Annotated in this window: 15 protein-coding genes and 1 pseudogene; 3 read left to right on the top strand and 13 right to left on the bottom strand. The window is 37.6% G+C overall.

What is annotated here, in order from left to right; all coding sequences use genetic code 11:
* Nucleotides 1–4 precede the first annotated feature (4 nt).
* Entirely contained in the window at nt 5–1,447 is a 1,443-nt protein-coding gene (gene ncs1, locus QNH48_RS07175) for an NCS1 family nucleobase:cation symporter (protein ID WP_283954352.1), read from the top strand.
* Between the two features lie 69 nt (nt 1,448–1,516).
* Here the strand turns inward: ncs1 and QNH48_RS07170 are convergent.
* The 5 genes and pseudogenes from QNH48_RS07170 to QNH48_RS07150 form a co-directional block, all read right to left on the bottom strand.
* Nucleotides 1,517–3,070 (bottom strand): annotated as a pseudogene (locus QNH48_RS07170) (glutathione ABC transporter substrate-binding protein).
* 309 nt (nt 3,071–3,379) lie between these two features.
* Entirely contained in the window at nt 3,380–4,603 is a 1,224-nt protein-coding gene (locus tag QNH48_RS07165; protein WP_283954351.1) for an amidohydrolase, read from the bottom strand.
* 75 nt (nt 4,604–4,678) lie between these two features.
* Complete coding sequence (locus QNH48_RS07160) at nt 4,679–6,238, bottom strand: glutathione ABC transporter substrate-binding protein (protein WP_283954350.1); 1,560 nt, start codon at nt 6,236–6,238, stop codon at nt 4,679–4,681.
* 116 nt (nt 6,239–6,354) lie between these two features.
* The gene (locus QNH48_RS07155) at nt 6,355–7,824 is read right to left on the bottom strand and encodes an amidohydrolase family protein (RefSeq protein WP_133370687.1); all 1,470 of its coding nucleotides are present in this window, start codon (nt 7,822–7,824) and stop codon (nt 6,355–6,357) included.
* 43 nt (nt 7,825–7,867) lie between these two features.
* Nucleotides 7,868–9,334 carry an amidohydrolase family protein gene (locus QNH48_RS07150; protein ID WP_283954349.1) on the bottom strand — a complete coding sequence of 489 codons (1,467 nt, stop codon included), beginning with the start codon at nt 9,332–9,334 and terminating at the stop codon, nt 7,868–7,870.
* A gap of 213 nt (nt 9,335–9,547) precedes the next feature.
* On the opposite strand from QNH48_RS07150, the gene QNH48_RS07145 reads away from it, so the two are divergent.
* Nucleotides 9,548–10,261 carry a response regulator transcription factor gene (locus QNH48_RS07145; protein WP_283954348.1) on the top strand — a complete coding sequence of 238 codons (714 nt, stop codon included), beginning with the start codon at nt 9,548–9,550 and terminating at the stop codon, nt 10,259–10,261.
* Nucleotides 10,262–10,315: 54 nt separating this feature from the next.
* On the opposite strand, the gene arcC is transcribed toward QNH48_RS07145, so the two are convergent.
* The 3 genes from arcC to QNH48_RS07130 all read right to left on the bottom strand — a co-directional run bounded on the left by arcC (nt 10,316) and on the right by QNH48_RS07130 (nt 14,099).
* The gene (arcC, locus tag QNH48_RS07140) at nt 10,316–11,293 is read right to left on the bottom strand and encodes a carbamate kinase (protein ID WP_133370684.1); all 978 of its coding nucleotides are present in this window, start codon (nt 11,291–11,293) and stop codon (nt 10,316–10,318) included.
* Nucleotides 11,290–12,462, bottom strand: coding sequence for an ankyrin repeat domain-containing protein (locus QNH48_RS07135; protein ID WP_283954347.1), 1,173 nt, complete (start codon nt 12,460–12,462; stop codon nt 11,290–11,292). The genes arcC and QNH48_RS07135 overlap by 4 nt, the downstream gene beginning before the upstream one ends.
* Nucleotides 12,463–12,551: 89 nt before the next feature.
* On the bottom strand, nt 12,552–14,099 hold the full coding sequence (locus QNH48_RS07130) for a xanthine permease (protein ID WP_133370683.1): 1,548 nt from the start codon (nt 14,097–14,099) through the stop codon (nt 12,552–12,554).
* Between the two features lie 413 nt (nt 14,100–14,512).
* Between QNH48_RS07130 and QNH48_RS07125 the strand changes: the two genes are divergently transcribed.
* The gene (locus tag QNH48_RS07125) at nt 14,513–15,382 is read left to right on the top strand and encodes an alpha/beta hydrolase (RefSeq protein ID WP_283954346.1); all 870 of its coding nucleotides are present in this window, start codon (nt 14,513–14,515) and stop codon (nt 15,380–15,382) included.
* Nucleotides 15,383–15,422: 40 nt separating this feature from the next.
* Here QNH48_RS07125 and QNH48_RS07120 read toward each other — a convergent pair whose 3' ends face one another.
* The 5 genes from QNH48_RS07120 to QNH48_RS07100 all read right to left on the bottom strand — a co-directional run bounded on the left by QNH48_RS07120 (nt 15,423) and on the right by QNH48_RS07100 (nt 21,781).
* Nucleotides 15,423–15,872, bottom strand: coding sequence for a nucleoside deaminase (locus QNH48_RS07120; protein ID WP_283954345.1), 450 nt, complete (start codon nt 15,870–15,872; stop codon nt 15,423–15,425).
* Between the two features lie 20 nt (nt 15,873–15,892).
* A complete protein-coding gene (locus QNH48_RS07115; RefSeq protein WP_283954344.1) occupies nt 15,893–17,437 on the bottom strand; it encodes a xanthine permease in 1,545 nt (514 codons plus the stop codon).
* Nucleotides 17,438–17,922: 485 nt separating this feature from the next.
* Nucleotides 17,923–19,350, bottom strand: coding sequence for a YlbE family protein (locus QNH48_RS07110; RefSeq protein WP_283954343.1), 1,428 nt, complete (start codon nt 19,348–19,350; stop codon nt 17,923–17,925).
* 2 nt (nt 19,351–19,352) lie between these two features.
* Nucleotides 19,353–20,900 carry an acyl-CoA synthetase FdrA gene (gene fdrA / locus QNH48_RS07105; RefSeq protein ID WP_283954342.1) on the bottom strand — a complete coding sequence of 516 codons (1,548 nt, stop codon included), beginning with the start codon at nt 20,898–20,900 and terminating at the stop codon, nt 19,353–19,355.
* A 2-nt stretch (nt 20,901–20,902) separates the two neighbouring features.
* Complete coding sequence (locus tag QNH48_RS07100) at nt 20,903–21,781, bottom strand: oxamate carbamoyltransferase subunit AllH family protein (protein ID WP_283954341.1); 879 nt, start codon at nt 21,779–21,781, stop codon at nt 20,903–20,905.
* Nucleotides 21,782–22,189: the final 408 nt, after the last annotated feature.

The following is a 22,189-nucleotide window of genomic DNA, read 5'->3' as shown; positions in this document are numbered from 1 at the left end:
ACTATTGAGACAAAATCATGCCCCGCTTGGAGATCAATCCAGACTTAGCCCAGATTTATTACCTACAAAATCTGAAGCTAGAACGTGGAAGGTCAGTCATTTTTTCTCAATTTGGATGGGATCCGTTCATAACGTCCCATCCTATGTAACGATTGGAGGGTTCTTTGCCCTTGGTATGTCTATTTGGCAGGTTTTCTTTATCATTATGTTCTCTTCCCTCTTACTGGCTGTGATGATGGTTCTGAATGGACATGCTGGCAGTAAGTATGGAATCCCTTTCTCCATTTTGCTCCGTTCCAGCTATGGGATGAAGGGTGCACTATTTCCCGGAGTCCTAAGAGGTGTTATCGCCGCGATCATGTGGTTTGGTCTCCAGACTTACGCTGGCAGTCTTGCAGTCACGATTTTAATAGGGGAATTTTGGCCTGCTTATTTAACTTTGGGCGGAGAATTTAACCTTTTGGGTCTAAACCTGCCAGGGCTCCTATCCTTCCTACTTTTCTGGATGATAAACGTTTTATTTATTTTTGCAGGAATGGAACGATTAGGGAAATTAACGAAGATTGTTTCCCCTTTAGTTTTTGTTGTTTTTGGGGGAATGGCCATCTGGTCTATTAATCTTGCCGGAGGAATTGCTCCTATATTAAGTTATAGTGCAAAGGGAGCAGAGGGAAATAATTTATTCATTTTTATGACTTGTGTGTCTGCGATCATGGCAACATGGGTTGCACAAATTTTAAGTGTAGCTGATGTAACGAGATTTTCACGCTCAAGTAAAGAACAGACAATCGGACAAATTTCCGGTTTGATTATCACTTACTTGTTATTTGCTGTGGCAAGCATTACGATTATTGTCGGCTCAGAGATTGCATTCGGAGTCCCAATTTGGAATGTCTTAGATGTCGTTGAAAGATTTGATAGTAAATTTTACATTGCCCTTTCATTGACGACGATTTGCTTATCAAGTTTATCCGTTAATATAGTTGGAAATATCATCCCTGCTGGTTTTCAACTGACTGCTCTTTTCCCAAAAAAATTAAATTTTAAGACAGGAGCTTTAATTGCAGCCATCATCGGAATTCTTATTATGCCCTGGAAGCTGATGGAAAACCCGACAAGTATTTTTACCTTTTTAAATATTGTTGGCGGTCTGTTAAGTCCGGTAATTGGTGTCATGCTGACGCATTATTATCTCATTTGTAAAAAAGAAATTAATATACAAGAGTTATATTCTTTTAACGACAATCATTTATCACCAGGGACTCATCTCCCCGCTATGCTTGCAACAATCATTGCAGGTTTAATAAGCCTAACGGGAAATTTTGTACCCCTGTTCGCTCCGTTAACGAGTATTTCATGGTTTACGGGAATATTTCTAACCATTCCTTTATATCTAGTTTTATATTACGCTAGTAAGCTAGTTGAATTAAAGGCAGTAAAAGAATAAAGAATAAGAGGCTGATTCGAATAGCTGTCATTTAACAACCATCAGAACCAGCTTCTTATTCTTTATTCGTTATTTAATTACAACATCATTAAGTTCTAAATATCCAGCTGCACTGATTCTAAAACCATCCACATTTTTTGATATGGCTGCAAAATTTTCTATAACGCGTACAGGAATATAAACTGCCTCTTCCATTTCTATTTCCTGTGCTTTTGCGTAAAGCTCCATACGTTTTTCTTGATTTTCTTCTTTACGGGCAGCATCTATTAAACCATCAACCTCTTTATTACTGAAAAAAAAGGTATTACCTGCTGATCCTTTTGAAGCAGTATGAAAAAGATTATATTGGTTATAATCAGCGTCGCCAGTTGCTGATAAACATTTGTGAATCTCCCGCGTTTCGCTGCTCAACGAACGCTCCATTTTCCATTACCTGTATCTCTACAGCAACACCGATTGTTTTCAATTGTGATTGAAGTACCTCTGCGAGGTTTATTCTTTCCTTGGCATCCATTGTCAGCAATTTTGTTTCAAAACCATTCGGATAGCCTGCTTCAGCCAGCAATTTTTTTGCTCCATTAAGATTATATTCATATGCATTCAACCCAGCATGAAACCCAAATACTTGGGATCCTAATAAAGAATTCGCTTTCTTTCCTATATTATTAAAGACTCCTTTAATAATCGTATCCATTTCAACAGCGTGCGAAATAGCTTTTCGTACACGAACATCATTAAATGGTTCTTTTTCAACGTTAAAGCCGATATATTCTGTTCCAAAACCTTCGCTTCGATAGACCCCCATTGTTGACGAAGCTTCTACTGTATCCTTCATCGTTACAGAAAGCGGTTCAGCAATATGAGCTTCGCCTGTTTCTATCATCGAAATTCTTGTTGTTTCTTCAGGCACAATTTTAAAAACAACTTTTTCTACCTTCGCTTTATCACCAAAATATTGTTCGTTTCTAACTAATACAATTTCTTGACCTGGAGTCCATGAATCAAATGAAAAAGGTCCCGTTCCATTTGGTTCATTAATCATGTTCTTACCGGACTTCTCAATTGATTTAGGACTAATAATCCCGCCTTCATGACTGGCTAGGATGGAGAGTAATGGTGAAAATGGCTCACTTAAGATGAATTGAACGGTATAGTCATCGATGACTTTCACTTCATTTACCATTTTAAAAACACCTGCTCTCGGTGCTCCTACATTCGGATCTAAAAGTCTATTAAAATTTGTTTTGACTGCGTCTGCATTAAATGGTGATCCATCTTGGAATTTCACATCATCTCTTAGTTTAAATTCCCAAGTATGGCTTTCAATCTGTTTCCACGACTTAGCCAATAGAGGCTGGATTTGAGCATCTTTATCCCTTCTTACCAATCCTTCATACACTTTTCCATGAGTTATACTTGCTGCATTGATCGTATTATAAAATGGTGATCCAAATTCTCAGCGTCTGATAAACGGACGACTACTAAAGTACCACCATACCTCGCATTATCCCCTTTTTCATTTTTATTGGAGCTGGCGTTTTTATTTGTAGAACAACCAGTAATGATCATTACCATTAGCAGTACTAGAATAAACTTTTTTCCGATAGTTATTTTTTCTTTCATCGACTCTCCCCCTCGTTTTTCTTTAGTTTTCCCACCAATCTAAGTATAGGGAATATTCAGATTATTTTTCTCGAATATCTTTACGTTATTTTTCGTTATCTTTACCTCTTATAATAAAATTCAATAAAAAAAGAGGATGTAAAAAATTCATCCCCTTAATCTATAAACTTCTTTTAAATTAATTGGCTGTGTTAAACTTGTCTGTTGATTTCCTCCCCAGGTGCTTCGCTCCAATCAACATAGTGACCAAAATCAACAATTAACTTTCACACAGCCAATCTATAAAATCCTGTTAAATTTAAGAGATAATTAATGTATAGATTCGAAAACTATATTACCTTTGTAGATAACTGTTTTACGTTTTGCCCGCCTTGCCACCGCTTCAGCAGTGCAGCTGGCTTCAACTAGAACCATACTGGCAGCATCACCTGCTTTTGGCCATAACTGATTCCCCTCTTTGTCTAATAGAGTCTTTCCACCTGTAATATACTTTAATGCTTGACCAAGTGAAACCTCATCCGTCCATCTGAAATGTTCAAGCAGACGTCCTGCTCTCTCCAGTACATCACCATTACCTGTCGGCCACCAAGAATCATAGATATTATCGTTCCCTATGGAAACTTCAACTCCATATTCAGTTAAAAGGTTAACCGGTGGAATGTTCCGCCCGATTGGAAGGCTGGTGACAATCGAGATACCTGCTTCCCTTAAAATCCCTGCCATTTCGATTGCTTCTTCTTTTGAGACATCTCCAAGTCCAAATGCATGACTGACTGCTACTCTTCCTTCCCAGCCAGCTTGCTTGGTTAAGTGAGCAAGTCGTTTCATCGTGAAAGTTCCTAAATGACCGGGGTCATGTAAATGCAAATCGATATCAGCATTTCCTTCAACAGCCAAGTCCAGTAACTGTACTAATGAGGCTTCAATATTATTATCTACCGTTGCCGGGTCAACCGCCCCCACAATCCCAGCTCCGTTTCTCAATGCTTCTCTAACCAATTGTACAGTCCCAGGACGCAGCAAGCCATGCTGGGCAAAGGCAACAACTTCTGAGCTTAGCCTGTTAGAATATGATTCAAGTGCTTGCCAGACACCCTCCAGGTTGTTCAAACCCGTTTCCGGGTAGATATCCACGTGGGTTCTTACATGGGTTGAACCGTAGGACAATAATACGTCCAGCAAAGCTTCTGCGCGCTGCTGTGTGCTGGAAGGTATGGATGCTAGAATATTTTTTTCAATTTCACATCGTTCAATAACGCCTGAAGCGGGGATACAAGCCCGCCAGTTCTCCCCCATATAAGTCTTATCTAGATGAACATGCTTTTCAATAAATGAGGGAAGCAGCAGCAAACCATTTGCATCCATTACAGGTAAATCATTTCCGACAGACTCTGCTTCTTTGGTGATTTTTTCTATCCTGCCATCCTCTATTAATAAGTGAAAAAGCTCTGTTTTTGTTCCTGTTACTCTATCATTTTCTTTTATATATCCCGTTTCTAGGCGGGCATTTGTTAACCAATAGGTACGGCTCATAATAAAACATCCTTTCTATTACTTTTACAAGTTAAAAGGGCGTATCCCACTTGGATATCCCTCTTATCTTTTTACCTATTTAATTGAAACATCATTGATTTCTAAATAACCTGACGGACTAATTTCAAAACCATCCACATTTTTTGCTACAGCTGCTAGATTTTCAATTACTCTAACTGGAATATATATTGCATCTTCCATTTCTAATTCTTGTGATTTCGCATACAGTTCGATTCGTTTATTTGGGTCTTTTTCTTTGCGCGCAGCATCAATTAAACGATCAACCTCTTGATTACTATAAAAGAAGGTATTGCCAGCTGCTCCTTGAGAATTAGTATGGAATAGATTGTATTGATTGTAATCGGCATCGCCGGTTGCGTTTCTCCAGCTGAGAATAAACATTTCAGAATCCCCGCTGTTAGCTTGCTCAACAAACGTACCGTACTCTAAAACTTGTATATTTACTTTCACACCTATTCCTTTTAACTGTGACTGAATTACCTCTGCCATATTGATTCTTTCTTTACTATCCATTGTTTTTAATGTTGTTTCAAAGCCATTTGGATAACCGGCTTCTGCCAGCAATTTCTTTGCTTCATTAAGGTTATATTCATATGCTTCCATATCATCGTGGTAACCAAAAACCTTTGATCCTAATAATGAATTCGCCTTTTTACCAACATTATTGTATACGCCCTTTATAATCGATTCCATTTCAACAGCATGTGAAATGGCTTTACGTACACGGATATCATTAAATGGTTCCTTTTGGAAGTTAAAGCCAATATATTCCGTTCCAAATCCTTCACTTCGGTATACCTCTACTTTTGACGAAGCTTCTACAGTAGACATCATCGGTACTGAGAGTGGCTCAGCAATATGGGCTTCCCCAGTTTCGAGCATTGAGATTCTTGTCGTTTCTTCTGGTACTACTTGGAATACAACTTTATCTACATTAGCCTTTGTTCCCCAGTATTCCTTGTTCTTAGTAAAGACAATTTCTTGTCCAGGAGTCCAGGATTCAAAAACAAAGGGACCCGTACCATTTGGTTCATTAATAATTTCTTTACCAAACTTTTCAATCGCTTTTGGACTGATAATACCGCCTTCATGGCTTGCTAGAATAGAAAGTAATGGTGAGAATGGCTCCGATAAAATAAATTGTACTGTAAATTCATCCACTGCCTTCACTTCTTTTACCATTTTAAATACAACTGCTCTTGGTGAACCAACATTTGGATCCAACAGACGATTAAATGTCGCTTTTACGGCATCTGCATTAAAAGCTGTTCCATCATGGAACTTTACATCTTGTCTTAGTTTAAATTCCCATGTTAAATCATCCAGCTGTTTCCATTCTTCTGCAAGTAAAGGCTTAATTTCGGCATTTTTATCACGCCCTACAAGCCCCTCATATATTTTGCTGTGGGTCACACTTGCCGCGTTAATCGTTGACATGAAATGATGATCTAAGTTCTCAGCATCCGATAAGCGGGCAATGACTAGTGTACCGCCATCTTTTTTTGCGGTACCGCTGTTATTATCCTCTGTGCTGACATCCTCTTTAGTTGAACATCCAGTAATAACGATTGCTAATAGCATAACTAGTAAAAATCTTCCTAATCTCCATTTCATGGACCAAAACCCCCTGAATATTTTTATATGCATTTGTCTAATTATAAGAAATATTCAGACTACTTGTTTTTAAAATATTTACTTTATTTTTCAATATCTTTACTACTTGAAAAAAATTAAATAAAATCCACTATCTTAAAGGATGAAGGAAGCAGTTCATTCTCGGGAAGCTGTTGATAATCTCTTTCCAAATATCCTTTTTTCATCTTATTAAAATACTTTTGACCCTTGGATTTAATTTCTTCTAAATCTAGGTTAGGAATGACTCTATCCTTCATAACTACCCTGCCGTTAATGATTGATAATTTCACGTCTCTTCCTGACCCGCTTGCAATCATTGTACGAATCGGGTCATCTATCACTCCCATATGGAAGCCGTCCAAATCTATTGCTATGATATCTGCCTTTGCACCTGCTGTAAGTCTGCCAAGGTCCTCCCTTCCAAGAAAATTGGCTCCTCCAATTGTTGCAGCTCTAAATAAATCAGCATAGGATGAGTCCTTTACTTCTTTTTCAATCAGCCTGGATAGCATACTGCCTGTTCGGATATTTTGAAACATATCTGGTGGAAATGTATCCGTACCTAGTGCTAAATTGATTCCTGCCCTTTTGTATTTTGCAAATGATTCTAAAGCAGAACTATGCCTTCCGATGATTAAAGGACAATGGATAACTGTTGTATTGGTTTCAGTTAGCAGCGCTCTATCATCGCCCTCGCCGGACTCCGCTTCACTATAACCAGCAATAAAATGGGCGTGAGGAATTCCAGTTTTTGGACCTAAAAAGCCAAGATTATACAAATAACGAATTGGGGTTACCCCATGTTTTTCTAAAATTGTGTGATATTCAAAGCTTCCTTGTGCTGCATGAAGTTTGATAGGAACATTTAACTTTTCACTATAATATTTAGTCAGTTTCAGACTTTCTTCTGTTTGACTCTCAATTCGTTCAGGTGCCAACATGCCTTTAACCAACCCATCATAGGCACCATCAAATTCTTCAACAAACTTAACGGCACGCTCAAGCCCTGCTCTCCCTGCATCTTCATCCCAATAAAGATTGATTGTTCCATCTGGCTCCACGACTCTAATTCCAGATTGATAACTTGGGCCTAAGTAAATCCTTAGACCTAATCTGCCTGCATGATTGGCTGCTGCGGCTAATTCCTCATATGTCTCTGCCCATTTTTTATAAAAAACAGATGTGATCGGCATCGCAGTAGTCACCCCATGAAGAATCAACTGAGAATAGGCATACAATGATTTAAATGCTTCTTCCTCCGCTGTCATAACTTCATGATGACCGTTTTCAACATAACTCTTTGACCAGAGCAGGTTTTTCTGTTTGTCGCTAGTTGCTTCTAAATGCAGGATATCATGATCAATATCACCCAGTGCATTTAAATCGATAAATCCTGGACTAATGACTGCGTTCCCAGCATCAATAACTTCATCCACTTTTCCAGAGTAACTTTTACCTACATAAATAATTGTATCGTTTTCATATACAACCTCTGAATCTTCTAAAATTACATGATCATCCCCATCAAAACCAATCACATATCTTCCCTTAAGTTTTGTTACCATTTATTATTCTCCTTTCAGTCTAGTAATACTATAATCTTCTTCGTTATATCTCCTTTTCATCAACATAACCTCGTGCATGCCCCCAAAAATATTTGGAGGGTTCCATATACTTCCTAAGTCCTGCCCGCTCGATTGTTGAATGGGCCTCTTCATTTGCCTCATACAACACTGTTCTTTCATCAACGGTATGAACTTTTCGTCCTTCCATAATCAGCTTTCCATCGACAATCACATGGTCGACATCATTAGCAACTGCTTGATATACCAAGCGATGGACATGCATAAATTCTGGAGTTAAGTGGGGCTGATTAAGGTTCACGGTAATGACATCGGCTTTTTTACCAATTTCAAGAGAACCAAGTTCGTCATCCCAGCCTATACATTTCGCTGCATCAATTGTTACCATTTCTAATAGTTTTCCAGGAGGCAAATAAAACTCATCTCTTAAGGCAGATTGGTGCACAAACTGCGTTTTTCTCATCGCTTGAAACATATCAAAGCCTGTACATGGTGATGTACCATCGGTAGAGATAGCCACCGTTGCACCCAATTCAATTAACTCAGGTACCGGAGTTCTCGCACTAGCCTGAGTTATGCCTGGGGAGGCACTCACATTCGTACCTGTATCCGCTAAAATTCGTGCCTCGTCGAATGAAATTCCACGGCAGTGCTGAAGGTGAACATCTGGTCCTAACAAGGCGTTTTCCCAATCCTGGACAGCCAGATGAATCATCCCGCCAAAGGCATCAGAATGGATTCGAGTTTGATACTTTCTAGCAATTTCACGAATTCTCTTTGCTTGATATAGATCATGATCTGTTAACCCATAAAGCCCGCCTGGTGATGTTGGTCCTGATGGTTCAACTGAGGTAACTATCACAAAAGGAGTTATAAAGGCACGTGTTCGGTCTTCATTAGCATGATTCAATGCTTCAATAACTGCTTCTGCACCTTGCAGCACTTCCTCGTACGTTACTTCTTTCGTAATTCGTTTACCATCCACCCAGCGGCTGAATAAGTGTGGCCATGGCGGATTACAAGGGCCTGTACAAACAACCTCTCTTACACCAACCTCTGCGTATGCTCTTGCATGATTGATCGCGAAGATCGGGTCATCAGACCGCGGCATCGACCCTAAAACAGATACACCTGTTGTGATCCCAGCTTTTAATCGTTCTAGTGCAGAGAGTTTTCCTTCGTAATACCAAAAATCATCGGTCACAAAATGTTTATAGGTATTGGTCATAATTTGCATCCAAAAGTCATTATCCATTGCAATGGTCTTGAACATAGAGTGTCCGCCATGTCCGTGAACATCGATTAATCCTGGTAAAATACACTGATGGGTGCAATCAATCACTTTTTTTGCCTCATATTTTAATGCTAGAATTTCTGTTAATCCAAAATCTAATAGTCTGCCATCATTAATAGCAACAGCACCATCTTGAAGAATCCGCCTGCTGGCATCCATTGTGATAACAGTACCGTGAATTAGCAGCAAATCAATCATTTTTCTTCCTCCTTCTCTACCAATCCAGGTGTGTTTTACAATTTTGATTAATAGTTTAATTATAGGAAATGGTAAATGAAATTATTTTCGGAATTATTACTCTTTTTTAAACTTTTTCTACTTCTTTTCCACATCATATTTACTTAAAATATCCTTTTGTTTAAATTAAATGAAAGAACTGCATGGGAAACTTTACAGAGGGGCTGCATGAATATGAATGTCTTATTACTTGATGATGAACCATTAGAGTTAGAACAACTAGAATACTTGTTGCTATCTGCATTTCCTTCATGGAAGTTTTTCAAGGCTTCCGATGCGAGTCAAGCACATTCAATTAATCTAAATCATGAAATTGATTTGGCTTTTTTAGATATTAATCTTCCAGGAAAATCGGGCCTTGAATTTGGGGAGGAACTGCGACAAAGCAATAAAGATGTGGAAATAATCATGGTTACTGCCTGCCAAGATTTCAGCTATGCTCAGCAATCAATTAGAATTGGGGTTGTTGACTATTTAACGAAGCCTGTTATTGAGAGTGAACTATTAACAATTCTATCAAAGTATAAAGAAAATCAGTTTTCTCAAAATTATTCCAGCTTAATCCAATGCTCTCTGAAAGCCATTCACGAAAAGTTCGCTGACAGGATCTCACTTTCAGATATCGCAAATGAGGTTCATGCTAACCCTACCTACCTAAGTCGAAAATTTCATGAAGAAGTAGGTGTTGCTTTTTCGGAGTATTTAATTCAATATCGTATCCACGCGGCGAAACGGATTCTAATTGCTCACCCAAACTGGACTATATCTGATGTAGCAGAAAATTCAGGATTTAGCAGTCAAAACTATTTTAGTACTTTATTTCGAAAAATAGAGGGAGTTTCTCCAACAGAATTTCGGGAGAAAGAAAAAAGTAAATATCAATATTAAGAACAAAGTCCGGCACTGTTTTTACTTAGTGCCGGACTTTCAATTTATTATTATTTATTTCAAACAAGGAGTTGTATTTAGCTGTTTGACAATGTGTGTACCTTGTTTTTCATTAATCGCATCTTGTAAACTTTCTGGGTTTGTAATTACGACTTTATTACCACCATTCTCTAAGAAGCTTAGGCTAGCCTCAATTTTTGGCAGCATACTGCCTGGTGCAAAGTGGTTTTCAAGAACATATTGTTTTGTCTCTTCAACTGTAATTTTTTCTAGGGCCAATTGATTTGGTTTTCCAAAATTAATACATACTCTTGGAACGCCAGTTGTAATAATTAATGTCTCAGCATTAACTTGTTCCGCTAAAAGGCTGGTAGCAAAATCTTTATCTATTACCGCATCAACACCCAAATACTCATTCTCTCTTGTCTTTATAACCGGAATACCGCCGCCGCCAGCCGCAATCACAACGTATCCAGCTTCAACCAATGATTTGATGGCTTCTTTTTCAACAATATCAATTGGTTTTGGTGATGGAACCACTCTGCGATAACCGCGTCCGGAATCTTCCATAAAAATCCACTCAGGATGTTCCTTTTTCATTTCTTCGGCTTGTTCTAAAGTAAAGAATGAACCAACCGGTTTAGTTGGATTTTGGAAATTCGGATCATTAATGTCAACTTCAACTTGGGTAATGATCGTTGCAACCTTTTTATTTAAACCTCTTTTAGTAAATTCGTTTGTTAAAGCTTGTTGAATTTGGTAACCAATACCGCCTTGTGTATCTGCTACACAATTGACAAGCGGCACATCTGGCATACCTATAATTTCATTTGCAATTTCAGACCGTCTAAGTCCAAAACCAACCTGTGGACCATTTCCATGTGTCACAACTACGTTGTATCCTTCTTGAACCATATCTGCAATATTAACGGCAGTTTCTTGAACAGCCTCATATTGATCTTGAACAGAGTCGCGTCCATTGTCCCGAACTAGAGAGTTACCACCAATTGCAACAATTACTAATTTATTCATCTGTTAACCCCCTGTGATTCAAATTGTTTTTTTAATAGTTCAAGTGATTGGTTCTTATGCAATTGATATAGTGGATTTTCTGGGTCGTTAGCAATCGCATTTTCAATAGCCTCTATTGCTGCTTGATGCCTTCTGAGGGACCTCAAGCTGTTTGCCTTATGGAAAGAAAAATCATATCTGTTTGGCTGAAGTGCTAATAGCTTATCCATTTCAGCTACCGCTTCCTCGTGTCTCCCTAATTCTCTTAGGTAATTTGATTTATGGTAACGGTAAAATGTTTCAGTAGGTTCTAATTCACATGCTTTGTCATATTCAGTTAGTGCTTCATCTGGTTTTTTCATTAACCTTAAGCAATTAGCAGTATAGAAATAATAATCAAGATCATTCGGATTAAGGACTAACGCCTTTTTATATTCTTCGAGGGCTTCGTCATACCGCTTTAGTTCTTGCAAAGAATAGCCTTTGTAGAAATAATAATCTAGATTATTTGAATCTGTCTCGATAGCTTGATTCATTACTGAAATAACTTCTTCATACTTATCATCTAGGTAGAAAGCTTTTGCACGGTTTATATAATCATTTTGCTCAACATACTCATTCGTAAGAATCTTAACTACTTTTTGATGCTTTAATTCTTTGGCATGCTGAAGTGATGATTTCCCATCCCTATCTGGCAAATTTACATCTGCATCGGCTTTTACAAGTAATTCAATGATCATCGAGTATAAGCGGCCGCCATTACCCAAAATGACTGACTCTAATAGAGCTGACCAGCCTAAATTGTTGACATGATTGACAGGGATTCCTGCTTCCAAGCATCTTTGTACGGTTTTAAGATAGCCTTTTTCACTGGAAGGTAATAATGCAGTACCGCCAAATCGGTTTACACTTTTTAAATCTGCTCCATATTTCAGCATTACGCTTAAAATTTCATGAAAACCATTTGCACCGGAACAAATAAACGGTGTTAATTGTGTAATATCTCTTGTGTTTACATCACTGCCAGCTTCTAATAGTAATTTAACGACTGAAAGTTGATTTTTCTGTGTAGCAGCCATCAAAGCTGTTCGACCATCTGCGTCTTTAAGAGACACGTCAGCCCCGTCATCTAATAATTGCTTTACAGCCTTTAGATCTCCACGTTCACTTGCAAGGATTAGCTCCATCATAAAATTCTCCCCTTTACCATTAATCTAGAATAAATTTCACCTTCGATAACTGTTCAATCCTCTATCGAAGGTGAATTTTAACGCTCTATTTATGCAATTTTTTCTTCTGTTTCAGGTTTTGGCAGTGTTTTACTACGATCCATCACAAATTTGATAACAAATATACCTGCAATCATTAGGTAGCCAAAGAAAAATTCTACAGAAGCACCTTTAGCAAATGCGACTGTTGGAGAGTGGATAAATCCTACGATGGACAAGGCGGCTGCTACTGCTGCTGCAGCTGCACCACGTAACGGTTTATCGTTGATAGCAAAGATTGCTATACATCCCCATAACAAACTGGCAATCGGAGCACCATTTCCTAAATGAGACAACCCTTCATAATAAACACCTTTACTAGCGAGCTTATCAAGACCAACGGTACCTGCAGCAGTTCCAGCGGCACCAAGTACATTATTAGCAAGTGTTAGCGCCCAGTTTGCGATCCATGGGAATAATGCAATAAAGATAACTGGGACTTCAATTTTCGGAGTTTCACGAACAACCTGATTGGCCGTTACAACTCCGATATAAACTAGGATAGGAGCGATGGCATAAATCGGAATGATTGCTAACAAAAATGCTCCAATACCGAAAAGTGAAAGAATTAACATCGATAAACCAGTTGCTACTGTATAGCCAATACCGGCACCCATTGATTTCCATCCTGGGTGTCCAACATATACTGTTACTGGATAAGGATTTCCAAATGCTGCACCAACACAAGAAGCAAGTCCATTAGTTAACATAACTTGTCTAGTTTGATAATCATCCCCTGCAGTACTAGCACTTTCAATATTCTCCAAGTCAAACACATAGTTAGAAAGACCTAGTGGTATAGCTGACGCTAAATATGGAAGGGCATGAGGCAATCCTTGCATAAAACCATCAATATTTAAGGATGGAGGATTGAATCCAAAAGATGATAAAGATTGTGAAATTGCACCAGGCTCCATCACACCTAAAGCCCAGGCAATTCCAGTACCTACAGCAAGCAATAAAAATCCTGTTGGAATTTTTGCAAAGACCGGTGATTTACCAAACCAGTTAATGAAAATAATAATTAACACAGCAAAAGCAATCATCGGAGCTTCAAATGCTTGTAACATTGGATTCATGGCTAATAACAATAGTCCAAGACCAGCTAAACAAGATAATAATACTGTTCTAGGAATGATTCTTCTAATCGTATCACCCAATAGTGATCCAACTACTAGGATCATCGCTTCTACGAAACACCATACTAGTGCAATACCAATGGCAAATTCATAATCTTTCGTTTGGGTATAAACTGGCAATATGACTAAAAAAGTTACTGTGAAAATGGACGGTGCACTCGGTCCCGAAGGCAATGCTGTTACATCAGACCTGCCCGTTTTTTTTGCTAGGCGATACGCAAAAAAGCCATAAGCACAACTTGCAATAAATATACCCATTCCAAAAGCTGGGGCAATTTTTCCATAAACCACGGATGATGGAATACCTACAACAAAAATTAATAATGACATCATGGTTAGAAGATTGGTTAAGTTATTGGCGAGTAAGCCGAAGTATGCAGCCAAGTCCCCTTTTTTCCAAAATTTAATTGTTTGATCCATTATGTTTCACCTCTAAATATCAAATAGTTTGTTGGATGTGAAAAAATATTGTTAGTTATCATTATTTAATACGCCTCTGCTTATTTTGCCTCCTTTTAAAGCGAAACTCTTTCCTTTCTCGGGTAAATTTTTATAATGCTGAAAGAGAAATAATAAGAATGATTAACCGGTTACATCTTAAATTTTATACGGAAACCCTTTCTCGGTCATTGGCTACCAAAACCAAAAAGAAAGGTATTCATTTAGGCAGTTTGTACAATAAACTTTGTACAAAATATGTACTTGATATCAGATTTAAAAAACTTAAAAACAGTGGGGGTATTTGTTAAGTTGCACAATTTTTTAATTGCATTATTTGACTGTTTTTTTTAGTATTAAATGAAACAATCATTAGACAGGACGTGTAAATAAAAGTGAAGAAAACGGTTATTTATAAAGAGGATGTAAATTTCTCAATTAAGGCAGATTTTTATGGGACTTACCAAGAAAATGCTCCTGTTGTCATTTATATTCACGGCGGCGGGTTAATTTGGGGAACAAGAGAAGAAATTAGTGAAGAAATGATTAAACTATACACCGACAATGGATTATCACTATTTTCAATTGACTATAGGCTGGCTCCTGCAACAAAACTGCCTGAAATTCTTAAGGATATCGAAGATGCAATTCATTGGATTCAAGTAGAAGGACCAAAAGAATTTTCAATAGATCCAAAGAAAATTGCAGTTGCAGGAAGTTCCGCAGGTGGTTTCTTAGCTCTTTCTACTGGAACATTTACTCTTAAGCCTCGTGCAATTGTTTCGCTTTACGGATACGGGGATCTTATTGGAGGCTGGGCTGCCAGTCCAAGTAAATTTTATTGTCAAAAGGACACTGTTTCTAAGGAACTCGCTTACAAACTGATTACTGATCGTATCGTAACTGAGGCAACAGTAGAGGAACGGTTTTTATTTTATGTTTATGCGAGACAAAATGGAGTTTGGATTGAAGAAATTACAGGGGTAAATCCTTTAAATAACAAAGAAGCTCTCTATCCATTCTGCCCGAATCGTAACGTTACAAAGGAATTTCCACCAACTTTATTATTACACGGAACTAAAGATACGGATGTACCATACGAACAGTCAGTATTCATGAGAGCTGCCCTCATTAAACATTCGGTTGAAGCAAGACTTATTACGATTCCAAATGGTGAGCATGTATTTGATAAAAACTTCCAAGATCCGATTGTTCAACATGCACTTACACAAGTTATTGATTTTTTAAAAACCCACCTGAATTAAAAAAAGCCCAGCAGATTAAAAATCTAAGCTGGGCTTATTGTTATTTATTAGATTTATGAAAAAACTCAAACAAATCATCACAATCTTCTCTTTGCTCTACTTTAACCATTTTGAGTACACTTTTATCTTCACCGGTTAAATACTTCCGTAAATGCATATCAGAGAAGCCATGTCTATCAGCATCTTCGCTCGTGTTACAGTAATAAACTTCTTTAATACCTGTCCATATAATAGCAGATACACACATTGGACAAGGTTCACAAGTTGCATAGATCACACAATCAGATAAATCCATTGTTCCTAACTTTTTACAAGCTTCACGAATAGCAACCATTTCAGCATGAGCAGATGGGTCAGTATCTCTCATCATTGTATTGCTTACTACAGCGATTATTTCATCACCGCGTACGATTGTTGCACCGAATGGTCCACCAACTTTGTTTGCCATACCAACTAGTGTTGCATCTGCAGCTAATTTCATATAATCCATATCAAAATTCCTCCTCTTTTTTACTCTGTAACAGGACCAATATTATCTTTTTTATTTACATAGAGTTTATACGCTAAGAATGCAGCAATTAGCAGATATCCCCAAACGAAAGGCATAGCTGTTTCTTGTGCAAGTCCGATAGTACTTGTATGAATGGCACCAATAAAAGTTAAAGCAGATGCAAGTACTGCAGCAATAATGCCTCCAATAGGCGTGTTGCGGATCGTAAATACAGCTATACAACCCCAAAGAACACTCGAAATAGGTGCACCATTACCTAGAGCAACCAAGCCATCATAGAAAAGTCCAGCATTATGCAGTGCTAGAGAAGAAACTTGATTGTCAGCTGTCCCTACAGACACACCAGCAGCTGAAAGTGCATTATTAACAGCAACAAGCGCCCAGTTCGCAACCCATGGGAAGAAACATACAAAGATTGCTGGAGCTTCAAATTTCGGACTTTCTTTTACAACTTGATGCCCTGTTACAATTGCAATAAACACAAGCATCGGAACGATAGCAGCAATTGGGACAAGAGCTAGCAACAGTCCCATAAGACTGAAAACCGATAATAAGAAAATGGCAACAGAGCTGGCAATGGAATAGCCTAAACCTGCTCCAACTTCTTTCCAACCCGCATGTCCTACATATACGGTTACTGGGAATGGATTACCACTCAGGCCACCTATTAGAGTAGAAAAACCGTTTGCAAGCATAACATCTCGAGTTTTGTATTCATCTCCACTGACAGCAGCAGCTTCTACGTTTTCCAAGTTAAAAATGTAGTTTGCTAACCCTAAAGGTACAGCCGTTAATAAGTATGGTAAAGCTGCGTTTAAACTGTCCGCAAACCCATTTAAATGCAACATTGGAGGATTAAAGCCGAATGATTTTAGTGCTTCAGTAACATCTGCAGGATTTTGATATCCAGCTATCCAAGCAATGGCAGTTCCAACTATAATCAATAATAAACCGGTAGGTATTTTCTTTAATATTGGATGTTTACTTAACCAGTTCATGAAGATGATGATTAAGGCAACAAATGCCACTATAGGCATTTCAAAGGATTGCAGCATTGGGTTCATACCCAGGAAGACAAATGCCAAACCTGCCAAGGCTGCTAGTAAAACCGTTCTTGGGACAATCTTTCTAATTGTTTCACCCAGGAATGCCCCTAAGAATAATATGGCAGCCTCAATGAATCCCCAAAGTACAGCAACTGTGGTTGTGAAAGCAGCGTCCTGTGTTTGTTGATATAGAGGAAGCATAATCACAAACACGATAAGAAAAATACCAGGTGAACTAGAACCTGATGGTAGTGCGGTAACATCAGTTCTACCTGTTTTCTTAGCCAATTTATAAGCAAAATAAGCAAATATAATGCCCGATAGCAAAACTGCTAACCCAAAACCGGGAACAATTTGTTTATAAACAAACTCTTTTGGCATACCAACTACACCGATTAATAATGAAATCATAACCAAAAAGTCTGTCAAAACATTAACGAATAAACCAAAGGAAGCAGCAAAGTCCCCTTTTTTCCAAAATTTAATTGTTTGAGCCATTTCATTTCACCTCTAAATAGGAATTAGTTTGATAGAAAAATATTGTTTTAGTTATCATTATTTATTAATCAAATGCTTAATTTGCCGTCTTTAATAGCAAAAACTCTTTCCTTTCTCGGGTAATTTTTTTAAAGCTGAAAGAGAAATAATAATATAATAATAATGGTTAACCGGTTACATCAAAATTTTATACGGAAACGCTTTCTTGGTCATTGGCTACCTAAACCAAAAAGAATGGTATTCATTTAGGCAGGTTATACAATAAACTTTGTACAAAATATGTCCTTCATAACGGATAAGAAAAACTTGTAAACATTGGGATAAATGATATTTTGCACAATACCTTAGTTTGGATCTTTTCCCAATAGCAGGTAATTGTTTTGTTGTATAATTAGACATTTATAAAAACTCACCTAAGTAAAAAAACATTAAAAAGCCCAGCTGATCCAAAAATCCAAGCTGGGCTTTTTAATTTCGATTACCTATTATTGAATGTTTTCACTTAAAGCTAACATTGCTTTTTCAAAGGCTTCTACTGGAGGATAGGTAATTCCTGCACCTATCATTCCGATTCCTGCATCTTTATGAGCAATCGCCGTATTAATGACAGGCATAATACCTGTTTGAACAACCTTACGAACATCAATTCCTGTCGGAAGTCCCATGAAATCAAGTAATGGAATTGTGATGTTAGAATTTTCTGTTGTAGTGATTTCTTTCATTCTAGTAGAAAAACCAATAGCATCCTCTACTGTTCCACCTACTAATGCAACGATTGCTGGAGCTGTTGCCATCGCAAATCCGCCGAAACCATATGTTTCGGTAATTGCGCTATCTCCGATATCAAGTCCAGAATCTTCTGGCTTGTAACCTGCAAACATTGGACCAATAACTTTTTGTGCAGGACCAGTAAACCACGTGTTTCCAGGCATTCCGCTCACACGGATACCGAATTCAACACCATTCCGTGCCATGGTTGTAACCACTGTACTGTTTTCAATACCGTGAGCAGAATCAAGTGCACATTTCGCCATTGCCATCCAAGTAGGACCAGAGAAATAATCACTGCTCGCAACGAAATCAAATACTTCTTTCTTCTGTTCGATTGTATAATCAGTTTGTAAAATATATGGAGTTAATGCTTGAATTAATAATGTTGTACCCGCAACATTTCGGTTGTGACACTCGTCTCCCATATGAAGTGCTTGCGCAAGCATTAAACGCAAGTCAATTCCATTAGGACTTAGTTTCATTGCATCACGTAAAATAGGACCAAAAACATCGCGCATCCAAATTAAACGATCAATAACACTTTGATCATTTGCTCCCATTCGGAGAATTTTTGATAATTGTTCACTTAAATTTGTATAAGCAATATTGCCATATGTTTTGTTTTCAACAATATGCATGAACATTGACGCAGATGTAACCCCCGCCATTGAACCTACACAGTTGTGTTCATGACATGGTGAAAAGGTAATTTCTCCAGATGCCGCTAATTTAGCTGCTTCTTCTACATCTTTAGCTAAACCTTCAAATACGATTGCGCCAGTAACGGCACCTTTCATAGGACCATTCATTTTATCCCAAGTAATTGGAGGTCCTGCATGAAGAATCGTCGTTTTTGTCATACCTGGTACGCAATTAATAGCTTGATCATATCCAATTAACACTGGTTGAGAATTAATAATTCTTTCCACTGCTAATTTGTTAGCTTCTTCAATTTTTTCCAAGATTGCAGGATTTTCAAACTTGTCAAGTGCAGCAATTAATGCTGGGTTTCCTCTGCCAGGCGGTGTCCATTCTAAATGAATGACTTCAGAGCCTTGTTGTAATAAATCATCTTTAAATGACTCAATTCCTACGTTAATAACATGTGGTCTACTTTTAAATAAATCGCTAATTCTACTCATGCCTATTCTCCCTTCACAACAAATTCTCTAGCCAATAAGCCAGCATTTTGCATGCTGCTCGCATGTGTTACATCTGCCGCCAATAATTTATTAATTTGCTCTTCATAATTTTGCGGATCTAATTCTGTTCCAAGAACATATCCAATTATCTCTAAATGTCTTCCTTCTTGTTCCGCTTGTTGTTTCGCTTCAATGATTGCTGGAAGGAAAGCTCCAACTGGATCTTCATGTGCTCCATAACCTATTACAAAGTCCATTACGATAGCACCAACAGACGGATCTTTTGCCTCCTGAATAAATCTTTCAAGACGTGTAGATGGATCAATCATTGGGTGTGGCTTTCCTTGTGTGTATTCATCATCACCAAAGTCGATGAATGTGTGCTCTTGGCTTGTATATCGGTCTTTTAAACGATACTCTGGATTTCTTTGAATATTGCTATAGACATTATCAAATTTTTCCATTGCTGCATGCATAGCTTCATCTGCCAGTGTTCCGCCGCTGAAAAGTCCACGAACATATTTCTGTTCAGGAGTTAACTTTGTCCGAACTTCTTCGATAAGTGGTATGTTTAATGCGCGTTTATTTAACTTGCTTTCGTCTGCCCCTGCCAATAGTACTGCTTTAAGTGCAGCTTCTTTGGACATTTTCGCAAAATGTGCTCCAGCTTCAGTAATTTTTTCTTCGTTCCCGCCAACAAACCAAACAACAACTGGTTTTTTACATGTTTTAATTTTCGCTAATACTTTTTCTTCCACACTTGGTGCAGGTGGCTTAGAAATAACGACAATGACTTTTGTCTCTTCATCGTCTTCAAGAGCCTGAATACCATCAAGCATCATGATTCCGCCAACTTCTTCTTTTAAATCTCTACCACCAGTTCCAATCAATTGCGAGATACCGAAGCCAAATTCGTGAATTCGGACGCTTACTTCTTGGCTGCCGGTTCCTGATGCCCCAACAATACCGATATTCCCTTTTCTTACCGCATTTGCGAAGCAAAGGGCTGTATTTCCGATAATCGCTGTTCCACAGTCCGGTCCCATCATAAATAAACCTTTTTCATGAGCTAATCTCTTTAATTCAATTTCATCTTCAATGCTTACATTGTCGCTAAACATCATGACATGTAAATCATTTTCGAGAGCCCTTTTCGCTTCTCTAGCCGCGTAAGCACCATTCACAGCAATAATGGCAAGATTTGCTTCCGGGTTATGATCTGCAGCAGAAGAAATAGTAGAATATTTGATGTCATTCTTACCTTTTTTACCTGAATTCTTTTTTGTAAATAAATCATTAATTTTTTCGAAAGCGGTTTCGCATAACTCGTCAGTTGCTGCTTTTACAACAATCATTAAATCACTTGCTCCCGCTGTCTCAACATCAGGTGTCATTAAGCCGACATTTTTTATTACCTCTTTATTCATTTCGGTACCCATTGCAATAATTGCTTGTTCAACTTCTTCAATTTGATTCGCTTTAGTGGAAAGCGACATTAAAGATACTGAATCGAAATATGTGTTTGACTTAATCAAAGCTTGTACTAACATACTTATCCTCCTGCTCTAATATTGGCTTCCATTCCGAAAACAATGCCTAAAGCTATATCTGTTCCGGATGAAGAACCTATGTTTAATAATTTATTTAAAGAGAGATTTAAGTCTTCATCATTTTCAAATAATAAGGCATTAAGTAATGAAATAATAGACTCTCTCACTTTACCAATTGCTGCTTTTTTCAAAGTCATGTAACTAATGTCATTCGTTAAGGTTTTTGCTTTCTTTAAAACATCTTCACAAAATGATCGGTAAGGATAAAAAGGGCTGTTTTTCATATTAAAAATGGTAAATAACCCCGTTAAAAAGTCATCCCCTGAAGGAGTTAACCCTGGCCCAAGACCTATGAGTGAAACCGCATGTGGCAAGGCAGATGAAATTCGGTCATTTAATAATTCGTTTAAAAGTAAAAGAGTTCTATTCTCAAGCATATTCGAGACTTCTGTTTCAAAAGGATTTAGGGTTATTACGTTTTTTTTCATTCCTCCGCCTACACCATGGATGTTGATAAAATCCTTCATTTTCATTAAATTTCTTTTCAGGATTTCTACATTACATGGGTATGTTGGTAAAACACTTTCCCATTTACATGCTTTATCTATCGAAATAGTAAGACGATCTCCAATATACAAAAGATTTTCTTCAACACGTACCCGATCATTGGCTTCAATTTCCATTGGCTTCATATTATCAATATCAACAATTAATGTATTAGGCCCATTATCGAGTCTGTTGCATGCAATGGTATATAAATCACCATTTTCAAAACATTTAATATTAAATGTCCGATTAAATGTACTATGCACAAAACCAGTGAATGTTGAGTTATTAATTACCTTTATAAAATCTGTATCACCAGAGATTGAATTTATCACGAATGACACCCCATAAATCTAGAATCGTGCAGTCAAATACCGTTGAGCAGACCGAACCTCCTTTTATACTTAACTAAAATGCTTACATGTTTATTTTAGATATATTGCATAACACCGTCATCGTGTAACAAATCCAAAAAGCAATGCATTCAATTGTGCAAATCATACAATGGATTGTGATTAAATTATGTCAAAGAAATGAAATACTATCCTTAGCTTTCTTATTCAAAATTTATTCACAAATATTTGTATGAAGTGACTAAATTTTTCAATAATTTTCGGTTGGTATATCCAAAGACTTCTATAATTTTCCACCTTAAAATAATCATATAGGATCCTATTGAGAGCGCTTAAAAAATAAAAGGAAGGTGAAAATACAGTACTTTATAAAAATAATGATATTTTGCG

This window comes from Neobacillus sp. YX16, assembly GCF_030123505.1.
In the GTDB taxonomy this organism is placed as follows: Bacteria; Bacillota; Bacilli; order Bacillales; family Cytobacillaceae; genus Neobacillus.
This window is presented reverse-complemented; position numbering and strand designations above follow the sequence as displayed.